Consider the following 19,965-nt stretch of genomic DNA (forward strand, 5'->3'; position numbering starts at 1 on the left):
GGAAAATTGAAAATTCAAATAGCATTATCTTTGGTAAACTATTAATAACTCTAAGTTGAAAGAATGAATTGAAAAGATATTTTAAAAAGTGTCACGATAAGAAATGGAGAGGTGAAGGATGAAAAAACTACTTTTGACTGGATTTGAACCATTTTTAGCATTTAAAGTAAATCCGACCATGAAAATTGTAGAGGAATTAGACAAGTCGATAATAGGAGAGTATGAAGTAACAAGCAGAGTTCTCTCAGTCGACTTTACGAAGGCAGGAGCTCAGTTACTACGTTATATAGAAGAGATAAAACCAGATGCCGTTATATCCTTAGGTTTAGCTGGTGGGCGTTATAAGATTACACCAGAACGCATTGCGATCAATGTGAAAGACGGTGCCGCAGACAACAATGGTCATATACCAGTAGACGAGTCAATACAGCTAGACGGAGATCCGGGTTACTTTTCGACATTACCTATCCGATTAATGGTAGACGAATTAACGAAGCAAGGACTTCCTGCTGCTATTTCGAACACAGCTGGTACATACTTGTGTAATAACGTCATGTACGAGGCGTTACATTATGCTAAATTGAACAATCTAAGCATGCCGTGCGGGTTCATCCATATACCAGCATCTCATGAATTAGCAATTCAGCATGGGAAAATTCCGAGTTGGTCTCATGTAGATTTAAAACGAGGGGTAGAAATTTGTATCGGAGTGCTATAAAAGTGATACCGCCAGCTATTATATTACTGAAAAATATTTTAGACAGTTGAAACGTATATCCTACTAACTCGTATAAGAGGTAGGAGGGGATATACATGTGGGGTAAATTACAAGAACGTCAGGCAGTTTTAAAAACGGAAATTATAAATAGGGATAAGGTAAAAAGAAAGCACCAAACACTAACGGAACATTTAGAGGTCGCATTACATAAAAAGCAAACGTATTGGTCGCGTTTAAAAAAGGAACAGAAAGATGTGGAGAATCTTGATGGGTTTTCAATCTTGCAGGTATTTCGAACATGGACTGGCAAGCAGGACGAGATCCGAGAAAAGGAATTAAGCGAGCTAGCTACTATAGAAGCGAAGTACAGAGAAATAGAAAAGACAGTGACAGATTTAGAACAGGATATAGTAGATATTGAAAGAGAGCTAGATCAATCGCGCTGGAAATCTATTGATATGGAATGGGAAACGTTAATGAAAGAAAAAGAGGGATGGATATACGGGAACAAGCAGTTGGAGGCAGCTCGTCTCGACGAGTTATATGATCAAAAGACATTTCTTACATCAAGTAGCCGTGAAATAACAGAAGCAATATCTGCGGGGCATGAGGCTAAGATTGCCTTGAGAAGAGCCCTAAAGTCACTAGATGGCGCAAAGGATTACTCTACTTGGGACACTTTTTTAGGTGGGGGACTAATTGCAACCTCTTTAAAGCATAGTAAACTGGATGAATCGGAAAATGCTATTCATGCTGCGCAGCGTTCTTTACAAAAGTTTCAAACAGAACTGTTAGATATCCAACAAATAAATGCCGAGAACTTATCTGTTGAAAGAGATGGTTTTGTTACATTCGCAGATTATATATTCGATGATATCTTTTCTGCATGGTCCACTCATTCCAAAATTAATAACTCGATAGATCACATTAATGAGACAATAAGCAGTTTGGAACATACAACTGTTCAACTGGAGGAACAGCTTAAAGGAGATCAAGAAATGTTATATAATATAGGAATAGAAATTGCGAAGATAATTGAACAATAATATAGGTGAACCGAAAAGTACAAGTGCCAATGCCTGTTCGTATTGGCGTTAAGATCTGTTTAATATGACGAAATTGAGCGTTATCTATACTTATTTCTCGGGAAATAATTTGACAATTAACTTGTCTTTTAGACAAATTATTATGTTGGCATTGGCAACAGTATAATTTCATTTAACAGGGGCAAGTATAGATAAAGCGCACGTAAATTGTTCTCAGGAGGAAAACCAATGTATGATCCAACTATTTTTGAAAATCTAAAAGTAGCATTTGAAAATCATGTATACGATTTAGATAATATAGAACGTAAGATAGATATTAAAAACCGAGTCGACCTCATGGATCTTTCCGTCATCGCGAGAGCTTTTAAGATAGAGTTTACTTTAGCTGACCAGCAGGATATAACAGCGGAAATAATCTTAGATGCATCTTTAGAAGATTTGGCAGGAGAAATCCTAGAAATAGGCAATAAAAATCTAGGGTGTACATTAGAGTTGAAGTTTATCAAAAATATACAAAACCCCGATCTACAATGTGAAGAAATTGAACAAGCAATTAATAACATTTGGGAGGACGATATATCGTTGACCCAAACACTTAGCTTTGTATTTGGAACCGAATTATCAAGTTATAAAAACACTATAGAAGTGAAGTTTGATCAGAAGATTAATGAAGATCAAATAAGTGACATTTCTGTGTTCCTGGACCATGTTTTAGAGACGTTAGAAATATTATTTAAAATATAATAATCATTTCACTAGCTTTTTGTTTGGATGTGTTGTATAGTTAGGATAATAATTAAATTGCTTAGATAGAAACAATGAATTCACATATTACTAAAGGTAATCGTGAGTCTTCGGTAGCTTTTCGTAATATGTGAATTTTTTTATTCACCATAAATGGAGGTTTTTTACATGACACAAGGTACAGTAAAATGGTTTAACGCAGAAAAAGGTTTTGGATTTATCGAGGTTGAAGGTGGAAACGACGTATTCGCTCATTTCTCAGCAATCCAAGGCGACGGATTCAAATCTTTAGACGAAGGTCAAAAAGTTGAATTTGACGTTGAAGATGGTCAACGTGGACCACAAGCAGTTAACATTGTAAAACTTTAATTCTTCGGAATTAATTAAACATAGTTAGCGAAAAAGACATCCTTTCTAAGGGTGTCTTTTTTTTGTGCATTTTTTTATTGTTAATGGAAGAAATACCTATCCCAACTAAGCGAGCGTAGTGAACTGAAATCTTATTAATATGGCTAGAATTGTATTGTTTTTACCTTAAGTTTGGCTCATTATTAACATCTAGAACGCATGCTATCAGATTTTTTTAAAGCAAAGTGATAGTATATAAAGAAAGAACTTAGAAATAGGATGTGCAAAATATGAGCAATACACATATATTTTCAAAACGTGAAGAGATAGCTAATGCAATCATTCATGGGATAGGGGCTATTTTTAGTATCGCTGCGCTTGTCATACTAATCGTATCTTCTGCAATGCAGGGAACAGCTTGGCATGTTGTAAGTTTTACGTTGTTTGGTTCATCGATGGTCCTATTATATTTGTCCTCCACACTTGTCCATAGTTTTCCGGCAGGACGTGTAAAAGATTTCTTTGAGATTATGGATCACTCCGCTATCTACTTTTTTATAGCTGGAACGTATACCCCTTTTTTATTTCTTGCTATTAAAGGTGCGTTGGGTTGGACATTGTTCGGTATCGTATGGGGGCTTGCAATTGGGGGCACCGTGTTCAAAGCATTTTTTGTGAAACGTTTTTTACATACTTCGACCTTATTATACGTCGTAATGGGTTGGTTAATGGTATTTGGATGGAAACCCCTTCTGGAGAATGTATCATCACAAGGACTTATACTGCTAGCTATAGGTGGTATCTTATATACAGTAGGAGCAGTTTTCTATGTGTGGCGGGCTTTTACCTATCATCATGCAGTTTGGCATGTATTTGTACTTGCAGCGTCTATTCTCCATTTCTTCGCAGTTATGACGTTGTTGCCGTAAAATAGAAGGAAATTTTATTAATAGTAAAATATGAAAAGAGGTATGCGGTAAATGAAAGCCTATCAGTTAAATTTAATATTTGAAAATATAGAACCGCTTATTTGGAGAAAGGTGATTTTACCCGCAGGTGCAACATTTAACCGTCTGCATGAAACGATTCAATATGTGACAAACTTTCAAAGTGAAATGGAGCCTTACCATTACTTTGCAGTAGAAATAGAGGACTTATTTATAACAAATAATGCTGATATTTTAGAAGAATATAAAGGAAAAAGGTTTCTAAATAAACTAGTAAAACAGTCAAATCGTATTAAAATAGACGATTATTTAGAAAAAAATAAGCAGTTTATTTACAACTATGATTTTGGCGATGATTGGAGAATTCGTGTAGTGTTGGAGGAGATAGTCGAGGATTATTACTTTGGATATCCAACACTTCTTGATGGACAAGGAATGGCTCCGCCAGAGGATGTAGGTGGTCCTCCAGGGTATGAGGAGTTTTTAAAAATATATTCCGATCCGTCCAATGCGGAATACTTATCAATGCATAGCTGGGCAGAGAGTCAAAAGTTTCTACCCTTAGATATTGCTAGCGTGAACGATTCATTGAAATATGTAAAGTATCAAAAGACTGAGTGGGAATATGTCCATCATAAAAATTATTCTATCATATCAGATAAATACCGTGGCTCTGATATTGTAGATATCGACGTAATTCCTAACAAGGATCTCATTGTTCAGTACGCAATAGCTTGTGGGAATTTATATGGAATAATTGAATTTCCAAAGTTCTTAGAGATTTATAATGCCCAAAACAAAACGTCCCTCACTCTTAAGGAACTTTTGGCGATTCTAAAGGATAGCACTTATAGTAAGCTTATAAACAATGGGTTTGTTTATACAAACAATAAAGAATTCATCCACGAGGCACTGGAATATGAGCTTAATCCAGACAATTTTAGATCGGAAGTAAAAGGCAAACCATACTTTATCCCAGAAAAAAAGGAACTACTTCGCTATGTGGATGATTTATATTACGAAAAGACAATACATCAACGTAAATTAGCAACCATGCTAAAAAAAGACTTCATCCCTAATAATACAAAAGTAATAAAAGATGAAATGGATGAATTGGTTGGCGAATTACAAAATGAAGTCAATTTTACAGAAGTGGTCAAGGCATTTCTCGCTCGTTTTGAATTTAGAGATATCAAGCAAGTAAATGAATATATGCAAGTGGTGATGAAAATTGCGAACACAACTCGCCTTTGGGAGAATAGGGGACACACTCCTGATGAACTATCTCAAATAGAATCGCCAAACTTGCAGCCTCCCCCTCCGCTGACGGTAATAGACGGCGGAAAAGTTGGCCGAAATGACCCTTGTTCATGTGGTAGTGGAAAGAAATATAAGAAGTGCTGTGGTAAATAATAAGAAGAGTTGTCGGAAATAAGTTCCGGCAGCTCTTTTTTGGTTTGGCCATTTTTTCTAGCTGGAACGTAAAATGATTCTAGTTTATCCCTCCTCTTGTTTTCACTTGTAAGTGTGTACAACTTGTATAACCTTTGACCGGGTAAATCAATCATTATTGTATTGTTTATCGCATTTAAGGTTATACAAAGTATTGACACAAGAGGAATAGAATGTTATTTTTAATTCAACAGAAGTTCGTAAACTGAAATCTTTAAGGAGGTTAAGAGAATGTATTTAAAAACTTATATAGTAACAATTATTGTGTTTTTCTTAATAGATATCATATGGCTCGGTTTTATTTCTAAAAATTTATATCAAGAAAAGCTTGGACATTTGATGAAAGCGGATGTGAATTGGGTAGCAGCGGGTCTGTTCTATCTATTATTCATAGCCGGTTTAATATTCTTCGTGATCAATCCCGCGCTTGCAAAGGATAGCTGGAAGTACGCGCTTTTAACTGGTGGATTCTTTGGGATGATTGCTTATGCTACATATGATATGACAAATCTTGCAACCTTAAAGGATTGGCCAATTCAAGTAACCATATTAGACATTATTTGGGGAACTGTATTATGTGGTGTCACATCGATGATTACATTCTTCGTCATAAGTTATTTCGGAGGTGCAGAAGGATGACCATACAATATATGAATAGTGAAAAGCTATACTTTGGCTTTTTAGCTGGTGCCCGTGAGGTTATTAAACAAAAGCACGACCTCAACAAAATCAATGTATTTCCAGTAGCTGATGGAGATACTGGAACTAATCTTGCATTTACAATGAATGCCATCATTGAGGAAGCAAAAGTACAAAGCTCGGCTAAAAGAACGATGGAAACCATTGCGGATGCTGCTTTAGTTGGTGCTAGGGGTAATTCTGGTATTATCTTTGCACAATTCATTAATGGTTTATATATGGGGTTAGAAGATAAAGAGGAAATCTCCATTAAAGGATTTTCTCACTCCGTAACTAGTGCAGTATCATACGCACACAAAGCAATTTCCAATCCAGTTGAAGGAACGATGATTACCGTTATGCGTGACTGGGCAAATTCCTTAGATACATTAAAGGATAAAGCAACAGATTTTACAGAAGTATTTACAAAATCAATGATTATCGCTATGCAATCATTGAAGGATACTCCAAATAAACTAAAGATTTTAAAGGACGCTTCCGTCGTCGATTCAGGAGCAAAGGGTTTTATCCATTTCTTAGAAGGATTTGGGCACTTCATTCAAACGGGGAAAAGCAATGAAACATCCGTTGGGAAAGAAGAAAATATCATCCAACTAGAACACACTCATACACACGATAACCAAGATTTAAGTCACAGGTATTGCACGGAAGCACTTGTAAAAGGAGAGAACTTGGATTTAGATCAGATTAGACAGACTCTAAGTGATCTCGGGGATTCGTTAATAGTTGCAGGAAATGAACATAAAATACGCATTCATATTCATACAAATACACCAGCAGATTTGTTTCATAGATTAAAAAACTTTGGACAGATTATTCAACAAAAAGCAGATGATATGCAAAGACAATATGAAGCAGGTCATGCAAGAAAGCATAAAATTGCACTTGTAACAGATTCCATAGCAGATCTACCAAAAGACATTATGGACAAACATCAAATACATATGATTCCATTGAATCTGATTGTGGATGATAGCAATTACTTAGATAAACTAACGATAAGCCCTTCCTATTTATATGAGTTAATGGATAAGGGAGAAAATTATCCAACATCTTCGCAGCCAACCCGTAAAGCGGCGGAGGATTTCTTGAACTTTGTTTCTACAAACTATGATTCTATTGTCGTTGTAACAGTATCGAATCGAATGAGTGGGACATTTGAAACGATTACTAAAGCTGCACAAAAGCTACAGGACGCCGGGAAAAAAATTGCAGTAATCGATTCCAAGTCGAATTCGGCAGCGCAAGGACTAATCGTTTTAAAGGCAGCGGAATCCATTGAAGCAGGTAAGTCTTTTGAAGAGGTAGTGTATCAAACGGAAAAAGCTGTACAAAACACGAAAATTTTTGTGCATGTTAAAACGCTAAAATATATGGCAAGATCTGGTCGCATCAATAAAATAACAGGGATGGCAGGCAAATTATTAAATCTGAAACCAGTTGTTTCGATTGATGAAAATGGAGAGGGCATCATCCTTGGTAAAGCTCTAAGTGATAGTTCTAGTAAAAAGAAAATGCAGGCACTTGTAAGCAATATAGCACAAAGTAAAAATATAACAGGTTACTCTATCGTGCATGCCGATGCTGAACAACAAGCAAGGCAATATGCGAAGGAATTCAGTTTATTAATTGGAAAAGAGCCAACATATATCACTAATATTTCATCTATTGTTGCGATGAATGCAGGGGTTGGCTGCGTAGCAATTGCTTTAACAACAGAGTAAGGGGGGATGAGGAATATGAACATTTATATCGAAATATTACTAGTATTATTGGCATTTTTCTTTGTCGTATTTTTAATTGGGCAAGTTAAAAAGAATAATGGTTTAGTAGATATTGCATGGGGACTAGGCTTTGTTATTGTTGGGGTTTATAGCTTTTTTGTAAGTGAATTTCAATCAGAACGTGCAGCAGTCGTTACAATTTTAGTGGCCTTATGGGGACTTCGTCTAGCGTACTATTTATTTCGTAGAAATTGGAGTAAAGATGAAGATTATAGATACGTGAATATGCGTAAACGTTGGGGTACGACTAAATCGAAGTACGTGAAGATGTTCTTGAATGTATATCTTCTTCAGCTTATCCTACTGTTTATCATTGCACAGCCCATCATAACGGTCAATAAATCCTCGGAAATGGGATTAGGCTGGTTAGATTATATTGGGATAGCAATATGGATTATTGGATACATTTTTGAAGTAGTAGGTGACAGTCAGCTTAAAGCGTTCATAAGCAAACCGGAGAATAAAGGCAGACTGATGAAATACGGATTGTGGAAATACACACGCCACCCGAATTACTTTGGAGAAGCAACGATGTGGTGGGGTATTTTCATTATCTCGCTATCCGTTCCAAATGGTTGGGTAGGTTTTTATAGTCCGCTAATTATTACATTACTATTGCTCTTTGTATCAGGAGTTCCATTACTTGAGAAAAAATACAAAAAACATCCGGAATGGGCGGAGTATGAAAGAACAACTAGTAAATTTATCCCAATGTATTCCAAACAAGTTTAAAGATATTGACGGACTATTCTGGATGTACCTTTCTGTTCTCTGTTTTATACTTCAAATGTTATAATGAAATTTAAATGTTTAGAAGCAGAATTTAGAGAAGAGGATAGTTATGAATAAAACATCTATATATGGATTAACATTAGATCAATTAATAGAGTGGCTTCATGAACGTGGCCACAAAAAGTCTCGAGCGTTACAGGTTTGGAATTGGTTATATAGAAAGCGTGTTACGAATTTTGCAGATATGACAGATATACATGAAGAATGTATTCAATTATTGCAAGAACATTATACGATACAAACCCTTACGGAACATGTAAAGCAAGAAGCAGCCGATGGAACGATGAAGTTTTTGTTTAGGCTGCAAGATGGCAACTTAATCGAAACGGTTATGATGAGACATAAATATGGTATTTCCGTTTGTGTGACGACGCAAGTAGGCTGTAACATCGGCTGTAGCTTCTGTGCGAGTGGCTTACTTGCAAAGAGCCGCGATTTATCAAGCGGAGAAATCGTCGAACAAATTATGAATATTCAACTGCATCTAGACCAACTGGAGCAAAAAGATGAGGTTAGTCACATTGTCGTGATGGGAATTGGAGAGCCGTTTGATAACTTTACAAATCTGTTAGACTTCCTAAACGTCGTGATTGATCATAAAGGATTGGCAATAGCTGCTAGAAAGATAACTGTTTCTACGAGTGGTATTGTCAATAAAATTTATGAATTCACGGATACGAAAATTCCGGTAAATCTAGCTATTTCCTTACATGCACCAAACAATGAGCTACGTACTAGAATTATGAAGATCAACCGTGCCATGCCAATTGAAAAGCTAATGGAATCTCTAAAATACTACTTATCAAAAAACAATCGAAGAATTACGATTGAATACATCCTACTGAAGGACGTAAATGATACGAAGGAAGTAGCTGAGGAGTTAGCCGATTTACTTCATGACATAAAAGATCAGTTATATGTCAACTTGATACCGTATAACCCTGTCGATGAACATAGCCAGTATCAAAGAAGTGAACAAGTATCTGTATTGTCGTTCTATGATACGCTGAAAAAGAGAGGCGTCAATTGCAAAATTCGTCAAGAACATGGAACAGACATCGATGCTGCGTGTGGTCAGTTGAGAAGTAAGCAAATGAAAAAGGAAAAAGTACGGTAATTAGCGTATTAACTTTTGATAGTATTAGCTAGGATATCACTTAATAAGCACTCAGTTGGATTTTCATCAAGCTGAGTGTTTTTTCTATGTTATTTAATTGAAAAAAGGAAAACTACATCTTTATTTGGCGAAAGATGGAATTTATTTTATGGACAGCAATTTTAATGTTACGATAATAGAATAATACTAATGTTGGGGGAGAGATTCTGTGTTTTTGGATAAGCTGAAGAAGGAGCTAAATGATAAGCAACCGCTTTTTATAGGAGAGGAAACGGCACTACGTTATGCTGTTTTAATACCCCTAGTACAAGTGGATGGCGAATGGCATGTGCTATTCGAGGTGCGCTCATTAACGATGAGAAAGCAACCAGGAGACATCAGTTTTCCAGGTGGTCGAATCGATCCAACAGACGCATCTCCAATGGAAGCGGCAATTCGAGAAACCCATGAAGAGTTAGGTGTCGATCCAACATGCATCAAGGTGTTGGGGCAGATGAGTGCATATATTGCCTCTCCATCATTTGTTGTCTACCCATTTGTGGCAACGATCGACCATCACGAAATCGAATCCTTTAACAAAGACGAGGTCGAAGCGGTATTCACGATCCCCGTTAACTGGCTTTTAAATCATGAGCCCTATATGCATACAGTTTCTGTACAGCCAATGCCTCCGATGGATTTCCCATACGACAAGATTTTCAACGGAGACAAATATCAATGGAGACCTCGTGCAATTGAGGAATGGTTTTACGAGTATGGAGAGTATACAATTTGGGGTCTGACAGCTAGGGTATTGAAGCATTTTGTGGAGACGATAAAATAAACAGTTCCCTGTGTAGGACACTATTCTGAAAAGTGTCCTACACAGGGAACATATAAAACACCGATTCCCAAAAGGAATCGGTGTTTTCGACACATCTATTCTTTGCTGATAAATCCAGCTTCTTGAAGGAATTCTTTAGCTACAAGTTCAACCATCTGTCCTTCATTGTCTACTTTAGCATTCATCTCTTGCATTGCTGTTTCATCAATTTTACCTGCTAATTCAAGGAGGGCTTCGCCAATTTTAGGGTACTGTTCCAATACCCCTGTACGAACGAGAGGAAGAGCATGATATGGTGGGAAATAACCTTTGTCATCTTCTAACACACGTAAATTATACATTTGTAGCTGACCATCCGTTGTATAAGAGTTAATAACGTCTACCTCTTTAGCATTGATGGAGCGATACATAATCCCGTGATCCATTCCCTTTACATCCTTGAACTGAAGATCGTATTCTTTTTGAAACCCTGGTAAACCATCAGGACGATCGATAAATTCAAAAACCGCGCCGAGTATAAAATCATCGGAAACTTTTGCGAAGTCACTAAATGTTGTTACTCCCAATGATTCAGCCTCTGCTTCATCAAGGGCTAATGTATACGTATTGTTAAAACCAAAAGATTCAAGAGCAGTAATATCATCAGCTAAAACTAACTCTTTTGTCTTTGCCAACGTTTCATCGGCATTACCGGTAGTTTCTTGATAATAGTTAATAACAATCGTACCAGTATAGTCTGGAATAACATCTATTTTTCCATTTAACATAGCAGTCCAAACGACATTAGATCCACCAAGGTTTTCTTTATAAGTTACATTAATATCTGTTTTTTCTTCGATTAATTGGCCCATAAGATTAGAGAGAATGATACTTTCCGTATTGTTTCTAGACCCTATTATTAAGGCATCCTCTTCTTTGAATATACAGCCTGATAGTGTAGTAACTAAAAGAAGTAGTGCTAAACATTTAATAAAAGTTTTTTTCGTCATATGATCACCTTATTTTAACCCTTCTGGCGTCGTCCAACGTTCTAGATAAGTAAAGAAAATTTCTAAAATTATCGCTAATAACGCCGCTGGAATAGCACCTAGTAAGATTAATCCGTCTATACCACGAGTAATCCCAAGGAAGATGAAATCTCCAAGACCACCAGCACCGATAAACGCTGCAAGTGTAGCAGTTCCGACATTAATAACAGCAGCAGTACGTACACCGGCCATAATCATTGGAATCGCAAGAGGAAGTTCTACTTTTATCAACACTTGAAGACTTGTCATACCCATACCCTTCGCAGCTTCTACTGTTGCTTTATTGACATCTTTAATACCGGTATATGTGTTTCTTATAATTGGAAGAAGAGAATACAGAAATAGAGCAGCAATTGCTGTATTTACACCAATACCGAAAATAGGAATCATAAAACCTAATAGTGCTAAACTCGGGATGGTTTGCATAATTCCCGCACCACCAAGTACTACTGTTGATAGCTTTGGAACACGTGTTATTAAAATTCCTAAACCAATTCCTAGGACAATTGCGATTAGCATAGAGAAGAAAACTAATTGTATATGAACAGAAGTTGCTTCTAGTACCTCTGACCATCGCATTTCTGCTTGTTGCATAAACTGTTCCCATATATTTAAATTATTCATTTATACCCTCCAATTCTGTCCACTGACTGGACAAAGCAGTGAGTAATGTCCCACGAGTCACTATTCCAACTACTTTTTTTGCTTCATTTAAGACAGGTATAACCCCGTATTTAACACTTGGCATCATCATAATTGCATCTTTTGCTGTCGCTGTTATGGTCAAGGTATGTTCAGGTACTATTAGGATTTCTTCAATTGACTGAATCGAATTCATTTTTTTTATTAATTCATAGGCAGAGATGAGCCCAATGAATGAATCATCCAGATCATTTTCAATAATTAAAGAAGTAATTTTTTGTTGACGCATCATTAATAATGCTTTTTCAGGAGAGAGATTAAGTAAAGATGTAACAACTCTTGTTGTCATTACACTGACCACAGGCATCAGTTCCGGGTTTTGTATAATTCTATCCTTACCGATAAATTCCTCGACAAAGTTGGAAGCAGGTTCTTGTAATATTTTCTCTGGAGTATCTATTTGGAGTAGATTTCCGTCTTTCATAATCGCAATACGATCCCCCAGCTTTAAAGCCTCATCCATATCATGTGTCACGAATACAATAGTTTTCTTTAGTTTTCTTTGCAAAGTTATTAATTGGTCTTGTAGCTGATCACGAGTTATAGGATCTAATGCGCCAAACGGCTCATCCATGAGAAGGACACGAGGGTCAGATGCCAGAGCTCTTGCCACACCCACACGCTGTTGTTGTCCTCCCGAAAGTTCTTTGGGATAACGACTACCGTACACTTCAGGGTCAAGGTCAACCATTATGAGTAACTCTTTCACTCGATCTTTAATCTTCTCTTTGTCCCAGCCTTTTAACTCTGGAACAATTGCAATATTTTTTTCGATTGTATAGTGTGGAAAAAGACCAATTTGTTGGATAACATATCCGATATTACGACGTAATTCTGAAGGGTTTAACTTCGTAATGTCCTTTCCATCAATAGATATAGTCCCGTTTGTGTGCGGAATCATTCGATTAATCATCTTCATTGTGGTTGATTTTCCAGAACCACTAGGTCCGATAAGAACTAAAAACTCACCTTCTGGGACTTCAAAACTCACTGAATCCACAGCTTTAAAGCCATCCGTATATACTTTGCTAACATGTTCGAATTTTATCATAAGTACCTCCTTGGTTAATAATTATTTAAATAGAAAATATTTACATTAATTTGGCGCACAAAAAAAGGACTACCTACCATTCCTTTGGGAAAGTGAGGTGTCTCTATGCCATTGCTAAGACATACAGCTAATGTTTCAAAATGTGATTTTATCAAAATGATAACTACCTTTGACGAGAGAAGTAAATAGCAATTGGTGCTGAACTTGTGATCAGCATAGAATGGTTTCACGTAGAGTGTGAATAGAAAAGTGATGGGAGAAAATCGTCTGGTTTTTTAGAATAAAATCATTTATATAAATATTTCCTTTATTAAGGGTAACACTATTTTCCTAGTTTTGCAAAGGTGCTTCCAATTAGTTTCCAATTAAGAGAGCAATTAGTTTTATAGAAAGTTAGATACTGTAGTAGGTAATTCATGTTAAAGTCGTGTATTGCTTGCGATTCTAAGCGTAAGTTCGGTAAGATGAAAATAAGTATAATTTCTATGTTACAGCTAGAGGAGGTTCAACGTTGAAAAGAACTGGTACAGTGCTGATGTTTATAGGAGCAGTGATGCTTGGTATTTTTATGTTTGCAGATTTAACAATGGATTTTGGTCTGTGGATTACAGGCTTCTTAGTTAGCATGGTCGTTGCAATTTCAGGAACAGTAATGTTAATCATATATTTGGCAAGAGGAATTAAAGCAGATAAAGCATCAAAAAACGATTTCGAATAGGAAATCGTTTTTTTATTAGAGAAAATTCCTCCCTAAGTGTGAGAGGAAACTTAAAAAATAATTGTAGTAATATATGAGTTGTTTCTTACACTCACAATTGGCACATAATTATAGTGTTATTAAGGTTGCCAGGTTCTTATTGTATATAGAATTATGTTAGAACCTGGTTCCCGTTTATGACTATTATGTCCACCACATCTGAGTATTAGAATCTTTCACAATAATAGGTTTTAAGTTTTCGACTGCTTTCGTAAATCCTTCTTCGATCGACATTAATCCATCCTCATGTTCGACGCTTACTACATAATCATACCCAAATAATCGTAGAGTACTAATAATGTCTGCCCATGTTTTTTGATCGTGTCCAAAACCAACGGATCTAAAATACCATGCGCGGTCACGCATATTGGAGTAGTCGGTCATATCTGTAAGTCCATTTCGGTTCATGTTTTGCTGATCGAAAATTGTATCCTTTGCATGGAAATGGTGGATAGCATTCTCACGTCCAAGTATTTTAATGGCTTCAATTGGGTCAATCCCTTGCCACCACATATGGCTAGGGTCAAGGTTAGCGCCAATCATGTGCCCGCAAGCTTCTCTTAATCGCAATAATGTAGCAGGAGTATGTACAGAGAAACCACCATGTAGTTCTAAACCGATCTTTACGTTAAGTGATTGTGCTAAATCATTTTTTTCTTTCCAGTATGGTATCAGTTTTTCTTCCCATTGCCATTTTAATACTTCTTGGAAATCGTTTGGCCAAGCAGCTACTGGCCAGTTAGGATAAAGGGCATTTTCATGATCTCCCGGACATCCTGAAAATGTATTAACTACTGGCACACCTAGTTTGGATGCGAGATGCATAGTTTTCAAAAATAATTCATCAGCAGGCTCTGCAATTTGTTTCTGTGGATGTAGTGGGTTTGAATGGCAGCTTAGTGCGCTGATGATTAATCCATGATCACTGATTTTTTGTTTAAAGCTCTGTAATTTCGTATCATCATTTAACAACTCATCCACTTTACAGTGAGCATCACCAGGATATCCCCCAGTACCTAATTCAATTGCTTCTATTCCTTTAGAAGAAACATAGCTTAACATATCTTCAAAACTTTTATCGGAGAAGAGTACCGTAAAAACACCTAATTTCAATGAAACAACCTCCTATATTTATCAGAATATACTGTAATGTAAACCGTTACATTATTAACATATATAAAATGGTCAAGGAAATCAATAGTTTTTTCTAATGAAAAAATAAATATTGACGCATAATTCAGAATATAATAGTATGTAAATGTAAACGATTTCATTTTATTCTATGATGAAATCAGAGAAAGTGAGACTAAGTAGATGACAAACATCCAACAAGTAGCAAAACAAGCAGGGGTATCTGTAGCTACAGTATCCAGGGTACTAAACGGACAAAATACAGTTTCGTCTAAAACACGAATTAAAGTAGAAGAGGCTATAAAAAATTTAAATTATGAACCTAGTATGTTAGGCAGAAACCTAAGAAATTCAGAAAGTAGAATTCTATTAATATTAATTCCGAGTATTTCTAATCCATTCTATTTAGAAATTATTAAGGGAATAGAACAAATTGCACTAAGTCAGAATTACAATATCCTGTTATGTGAAACAGATTCGAATCCGGAAAAAGAAAATATTTATTTTGACCTTGTTAGAAAAAAGATGGCTGATGGAATTATTTCAATGGATCCCGCAGTTAATATCGAAACACTAAAAGAGTTAGCAGAAAAGTATTCCATCATTCAATGTAGTGAGTATAACCTCGATAGTGGGATTCCCTACGTAACAATAGATAATGAAGAAGCATCCTATCGGGCGGTTAAACATTTAATACAAATCGGGCATAAAAAAATTGCCCTAATGAATTCCGACGAGAAATTTTTATATGCGAGACAGAGGGAAATGGGTTACCAACGAGCATTAGAAGAGCACGAGATCCCCTTGAACGATGATTATATTATTTATACAAAGCATCTAGGATTTGAGCATGGACAGCAAGCTGTGAAAAAGATATTAGCAATACAGGATCGCCCGACGGCAATATTTGCGGTATCGGACCTTTTGGCAATCGGAGCACTGAAAGAAATAAATGCATCTGGATTGCATGTACCTAAGGATATAGCGGTAATAGGCTTTGACAAAATCGATTTTTCTAATATGACAAATCCTACACTCACAACGATTGCTCAGCCTATGTATAAGATGGGGACAGTGGCGGCGGAAATGTTAATCGATAAGATCAGAGGGAATGATGTGGATAACGTCATATTGAATTATGAACTAGTTCTTCGAGAGTCTACATGAGAGTTTACAACTAAGATTAGCGCTCTGTTATTAAAAGAAATTAATTAATAATAGAGCGTTGCCCTTAGTTTCACATGTAATCGTTTACAAAAGGGGGACTTTTAAAAAACAAAGGGGGAATGGTGTTGAAGAAGTTTCTAATTCTATGTTTATCTTTAGTAACAGTTTTTAGTTTGGCGGCTTGTAGTGATGATACGAATTCTGCAGATGGAAAAGAAGGCGATACTCTAAAAATCGGTATTTCTTTACCTTCTGCAACTCATGGATGGATGGGAGCACTAATTGATAGTGCTGAGAAGCAAGCAAAGGCACTAAAAGAAAGTGATGGCATTGAATATGTGATGACAAATGCCGCTGATCCAAATAAACAAGCAAATGATGTAGACGATTTAATCGCACAGGGTGTGGATGTTATTGTCATGCTTCCAATTGAGTCTGCAGCACTTTCACCTGTAGGACAAAAGATTAAAGATGCAGGAATTCCTTTAATAATAGTAGACCGTGAGCTTGAAAATGATGCAGCTACAGTTGTTGTAAAAGGGGATAATGAAGGTATCGGCGTTAATGCCGGTAAATATTTTGTAGAAAAGTTAAATGGAAAAGGAAAAGTTGTGGAAATTTCCGGACCCCCAAGTTCAGTTACTGAGCAACGTGGCTCAGGATTTAAAGAGGCGATGGAAAGTGCAGAAGGTATGGAAATAATTGCTTCACAGAGTGGTGACTTTTCTACTGAAAAATCGCTAGAAGTGATGGAAAATATTTTACAAGCACATCCGCAAATAGATGCGGTCTTTACACAGGATGATGGAATGGCACTTGGTGTCATACAAGCTATTAAAGAAGCTAATCGTACAGATATTCAATTTGTAACAGGTGCTGGTGGCGGTAAAGCGGTATTTGAAGATATCAAAGCAGATGGTTTTATGAGTGCTACATTCCTATACTCACCAACGATGGTAGAGGATGCCGTGAAAATCGCGGCCGATATTGCAAAAGGGAATGAACCAAAAGAATCTATGGTCGTAAAAGAAGCTACTCAAGTAACAAAAGAAAACGTCGATGAGTTCTATGATTCGGAATCTAAATTCTAAATGAATATTAGGAAATACAATGGTTGTGAAAACAGTTGTTGTATTTCCTATTTTCCTATAGTAGGAGGGATAAATACCATGACTCAAAATCTTTATATAACTATGGAGAACGTGAAGAAGTCATTTAATGGTGTACCTGTTTTAAAAAACGTGAATCTTCAAATTGAAAAAGGAGAGATTCATGCATTGTTAGGTGAAAATGGTGCCGGGAAATCTACTTTAATGAATATTCTAGGGGGAGTTCATCAGCCGGATAGTGGCTCTATTTACATAAACGAAAAAGAAGTCAAGATGACCAATCCAAGGATATCTCAGGAGCAAGGGATTAGCTTTATCCATCAAGAACTAAACATGGTATCTGATCTCAAAGTTTATGAAAATATGTATTTAGGTTCCGAACTTCGAAACAAAGTAGGATTTTTAAAAGTAGAAGAGATGTGTAGGCAAACACATGAAATATTAGCTAGGCTTGGAGTGGACATAGACCCGAAGGAATACGTAAGAAATTTAGCAACCTCTTATAAACAGTTGATAGAAATATCTAAGGCACTGCTTCATAAATCTACCGTTATTATTATGGATGAACCTACAACCTCATTAGCTGAACATGAAGTGAATCGATTATTTGAGTTAATGAAGAACTTAAAGAAATCAGGAATTTCGATTATTTATATTTCCCACAAACTGAAGGAAATCAAGGAAGTATGTGATCGTTATACCGTATTACGTGACGGGGAAATGATTAAAAGTGGTAATGTCGAACAAGAAGACCTAGATACAATTACTAAGCTAATGGTTGGTAAGTCGATTTCTCAAAATCGTTTTGTACATGAACATTCATTTGGCCCAGTAATGTTAGAGGTGAATAATTTAACAAGTCTAGGATTATTTAAGAACATTCATTTTAAAGTGAAAAAAGGAGAAATAGTAGGGTTTACTGGTTTGGCGGGAGACGGAAGGACAGAGCTTTTTGAAAGTTTATTTGGATATCGTAAAAAATACACTGGTGAAATAAAAATTAATGACCAGCTGATAAAAATAGATCACCCTCGAAAAGCGGTCGAAGCAGGTATAGGTCTGGTTCCAAAGGATCGCAAAGAAAATGCGATTATTAAAGACTTAAGTGTGATTCATAATATGAGTTTATCATCCATTGGAAATTTTGAGAAATCAGGATTTATTCAAGATAATATCGAAAGGGATAAATTTCAATATTATAAAGAGCTGTTGAACATCAAAGTACACAATCCAAGTATCACAATTGATAAGTTAAGTGGTGGTAATCAGCAAAAAGTCATCATCGCCAAATGGCTTGAAGTCGGAGCAGATATTCTAATCTTTGATAACCCTACCCAGGGCATTGACGTTGGAGCGAAGCAGGAGATTTATCAACAAATCGTGGCATTAGCTGAGCAAGGCAAATCGGTGATTATATTGTCCTCAGAGGCACCAGAAGTAATGAGAATTTGTCATACAATTAATGTGATGTACCAAGGAGAAATAACCGCACGATTTAAAGGTGAAGAAGCGACGGAAGAAGAAATTATGCATTATGCAACCGGCTCAAAAAGGGAGGCCGCTAAAATTGGCTAATACAAACGTAAAAGAGTATAACCCGCAAGTTTCAAATGCAAAAAGTCGTCTTACATGGCTGTGGTCCGAATACAGTGTCATAATTGCATTCATTATTATTTTTATCGCATCTTCTATTATGAACCCAAGATTCCTTGATATTAATAACCAACTCAACATACTAATGCAGGTTTCTATTATCGGAATTGTAGCGTTAGGTATGACAGTCGTTATGCTGTCAGGTGGTATCGACTTGTCGGTTGGATCAGTGTTAGCGTTAGTTGGTGTCATGACTGTTTTAGCGTTAAATGCTTCAGGGAGTATATTGATTGGAATTTTTACTGCATTAGTAGTTGGTTCCTTTGCAGGATTCTTGAATGGATTAATGGTTGCAAAAGGAAGGATTGCCTCCTTTATCGCTACATTGGGAATGATGGCAGCAGCGCGCTCCATTGCGTTGTATATTGCAGAGGGTGGAAGCGTTTCAGGAGAAGTGAAGGGGTTTACTGCCATCGCGAATAATGATTTATGGATATTTGATTATCCCGTCATTATTTTCTTCGCTATGACTGCATTGGTTTATATTTTGATGCACAAAACGAGATTTGGAAGATATGTGTATGCACTGGGAAGTAATGAAAAAGCTGCCATGCTTTCCGCAATTCGAGTGGACCGTATTAAAATTGCTGTCTATAGTTTGGCGGGGTTATTAGTAAGTGTTGCGGCAATTATTGAGACATCACGCTTGAATTCTATTTCATCCTCAAGCTCAGGAGTTCAATACGAATTAGATGCGATTGCTGCCGTTATAATAGGTGGTACTAGAATGACAGGTGGTCGTGGTAAGATTATTGGTACACTTTTCGGAGTACTGATTTTAGGTATTCTGAATAATATGATGAATTTAATGAACGTATCTCCGTACCTACAAGGGTTTGTAAAAGGACTAATCATAATTATTGCTGTAGTATTCCAAAAAAGAGAGTAGGAGTAATC

General features: G+C 36.4%; 20 protein-coding genes. 16 read left to right on the top strand and 4 right to left on the bottom strand.

Features of this window, described 5'->3' with window-relative positions:
* The first annotated feature begins 118 nt into the window (after window positions 1–118).
* The 11 genes from pcp (at window position 119) to BM260_RS15330 (ending at window position 10,470) form a co-directional block, all read left to right on the top strand.
* On the top strand, window positions 119–718 hold the full coding sequence (gene pcp / locus BM260_RS15280) for a pyroglutamyl-peptidase I (protein ID WP_093538223.1): 600 nt from the start codon (window positions 119–121) through the stop codon (window positions 716–718).
* A gap of 95 nt (window positions 719–813) precedes the next feature.
* Window positions 814–1,764, top strand: a complete 951-nt coding sequence (locus tag BM260_RS15285; RefSeq protein ID WP_093538224.1) for a hypothetical protein — start codon at window positions 814–816, stop codon at window positions 1,762–1,764.
* Window positions 1,765–1,992: 228 nt separating this feature from the next.
* Window positions 1,993–2,508, top strand: coding sequence for a hypothetical protein (locus BM260_RS15290; RefSeq protein WP_093538225.1), 516 nt, complete (start codon window positions 1,993–1,995; stop codon window positions 2,506–2,508).
* A gap of 168 nt (window positions 2,509–2,676) precedes the next feature.
* Window positions 2,677–2,877, top strand: a complete 201-nt coding sequence (locus BM260_RS15295; RefSeq protein ID WP_090568691.1) for a cold-shock protein — start codon at window positions 2,677–2,679, stop codon at window positions 2,875–2,877.
* 269 nt (window positions 2,878–3,146) lie between these two features.
* A complete protein-coding gene (gene trhA, locus BM260_RS15300; protein WP_093538226.1) occupies window positions 3,147–3,785 on the top strand; it encodes a PAQR family membrane homeostasis protein TrhA in 639 nt (212 codons plus the stop codon).
* A 51-nt stretch (window positions 3,786–3,836) separates the two neighbouring features.
* On the top strand, window positions 3,837–5,216 hold the full coding sequence (locus tag BM260_RS15305) for a plasmid pRiA4b ORF-3 family protein (RefSeq protein ID WP_093538227.1): 1,380 nt from the start codon (window positions 3,837–3,839) through the stop codon (window positions 5,214–5,216).
* Window positions 5,217–5,486: 270 nt separating this feature from the next.
* Entirely contained in the window at window positions 5,487–5,894 is a 408-nt protein-coding gene (locus BM260_RS15310; RefSeq protein ID WP_093538228.1) for a DUF2177 family protein, read from the top strand.
* Window positions 5,891–7,678, top strand: a complete 1,788-nt coding sequence (locus BM260_RS15315) for a DAK2 domain-containing protein (RefSeq protein WP_175496317.1) — start codon at window positions 5,891–5,893, stop codon at window positions 7,676–7,678. Before BM260_RS15310 ends, BM260_RS15315 begins: the two co-directional genes overlap by 4 nt.
* A 15-nt stretch (window positions 7,679–7,693) precedes the next feature.
* Complete coding sequence (locus BM260_RS15320) at window positions 7,694–8,470, top strand: DUF1295 domain-containing protein (RefSeq protein WP_093538230.1); 777 nt, start codon at window positions 7,694–7,696, stop codon at window positions 8,468–8,470.
* A 109-nt stretch (window positions 8,471–8,579) separates the two neighbouring features.
* Entirely contained in the window at window positions 8,580–9,647 is a 1,068-nt protein-coding gene (gene rlmN / locus BM260_RS15325) for a 23S rRNA (adenine(2503)-C(2))-methyltransferase RlmN (protein WP_093538231.1), read from the top strand.
* A gap of 208 nt (window positions 9,648–9,855) precedes the next feature.
* Entirely contained in the window at window positions 9,856–10,470 is a 615-nt protein-coding gene (locus tag BM260_RS15330; RefSeq protein WP_093538232.1) for an NUDIX hydrolase, read from the top strand.
* A gap of 95 nt (window positions 10,471–10,565) precedes the next feature.
* On the opposite strand, the gene BM260_RS15335 is transcribed toward BM260_RS15330, so the two are convergent.
* The 3 genes from BM260_RS15335 to BM260_RS15345 are packed head-to-tail and all read right to left on the bottom strand — an operon-like array spanning window position 10,566 to window position 13,251.
* The gene (locus tag BM260_RS15335) at window positions 10,566–11,459 is read right to left on the bottom strand and encodes a glycine betaine ABC transporter substrate-binding protein (protein ID WP_093538233.1); all 894 of its coding nucleotides are present in this window, start codon (window positions 11,457–11,459) and stop codon (window positions 10,566–10,568) included.
* A 9-nt stretch (window positions 11,460–11,468) separates the two neighbouring features.
* Window positions 11,469–12,122: an ABC transporter permease gene (locus BM260_RS15340; RefSeq protein WP_093538234.1), complete on the bottom strand. Its 654-nt coding sequence runs from the start codon at window positions 12,120–12,122 to the stop codon at window positions 11,469–11,471.
* Window positions 12,115–13,251: a betaine/proline/choline family ABC transporter ATP-binding protein gene (locus BM260_RS15345; protein WP_093538235.1), complete on the bottom strand. Its 1,137-nt coding sequence runs from the start codon at window positions 13,249–13,251 to the stop codon at window positions 12,115–12,117. The genes BM260_RS15340 and BM260_RS15345 overlap by 8 nt, the downstream gene beginning before the upstream one ends.
* Window positions 13,252–13,762: 511 nt before the next feature.
* Between BM260_RS15345 and BM260_RS15350 the strand changes: the two genes are divergently transcribed.
* A complete protein-coding gene (locus BM260_RS15350; RefSeq protein ID WP_093538236.1) occupies window positions 13,763–13,969 on the top strand; it encodes a hypothetical protein in 207 nt (68 codons plus the stop codon).
* Between the two features lie 183 nt (window positions 13,970–14,152).
* Here BM260_RS15350 and BM260_RS15355 read toward each other — a convergent pair whose 3' ends face one another.
* Window positions 14,153–15,121, bottom strand: coding sequence for a sugar phosphate isomerase/epimerase family protein (locus BM260_RS15355; RefSeq protein ID WP_093538237.1), 969 nt, complete (start codon window positions 15,119–15,121; stop codon window positions 14,153–14,155).
* 201 nt (window positions 15,122–15,322) lie between these two features.
* Between BM260_RS15355 and BM260_RS15360 the strand changes: the two genes are divergently transcribed.
* The 4 genes from BM260_RS15360 to BM260_RS15375 all read left to right on the top strand — a co-directional run bounded on the left by BM260_RS15360 (window position 15,323) and on the right by BM260_RS15375 (window position 19,957).
* Window positions 15,323–16,306, top strand: coding sequence for a LacI family DNA-binding transcriptional regulator (locus BM260_RS15360; RefSeq protein ID WP_093538238.1), 984 nt, complete (start codon window positions 15,323–15,325; stop codon window positions 16,304–16,306).
* A 119-nt stretch (window positions 16,307–16,425) separates the two neighbouring features.
* Entirely contained in the window at window positions 16,426–17,397 is a 972-nt protein-coding gene (locus BM260_RS15365; protein ID WP_245762753.1) for a substrate-binding domain-containing protein, read from the top strand.
* 78 nt (window positions 17,398–17,475) lie between these two features.
* Window positions 17,476–18,990: a sugar ABC transporter ATP-binding protein gene (locus BM260_RS15370; protein ID WP_093538240.1), complete on the top strand. Its 1,515-nt coding sequence runs from the start codon at window positions 17,476–17,478 to the stop codon at window positions 18,988–18,990.
* Complete coding sequence (locus BM260_RS15375; RefSeq protein ID WP_093538241.1) at window positions 18,983–19,957, top strand: ABC transporter permease; 975 nt, start codon at window positions 18,983–18,985, stop codon at window positions 19,955–19,957. Before BM260_RS15370 ends, BM260_RS15375 begins: the two co-directional genes overlap by 8 nt.
* Window positions 19,958–19,965: the final 8 nt, after the last annotated feature.

This window comes from Psychrobacillus psychrotolerans, assembly GCF_900115805.1.
GTDB lineage: Bacteria > Bacillota > Bacilli > Bacillales_A > Planococcaceae > Psychrobacillus > Psychrobacillus psychrotolerans.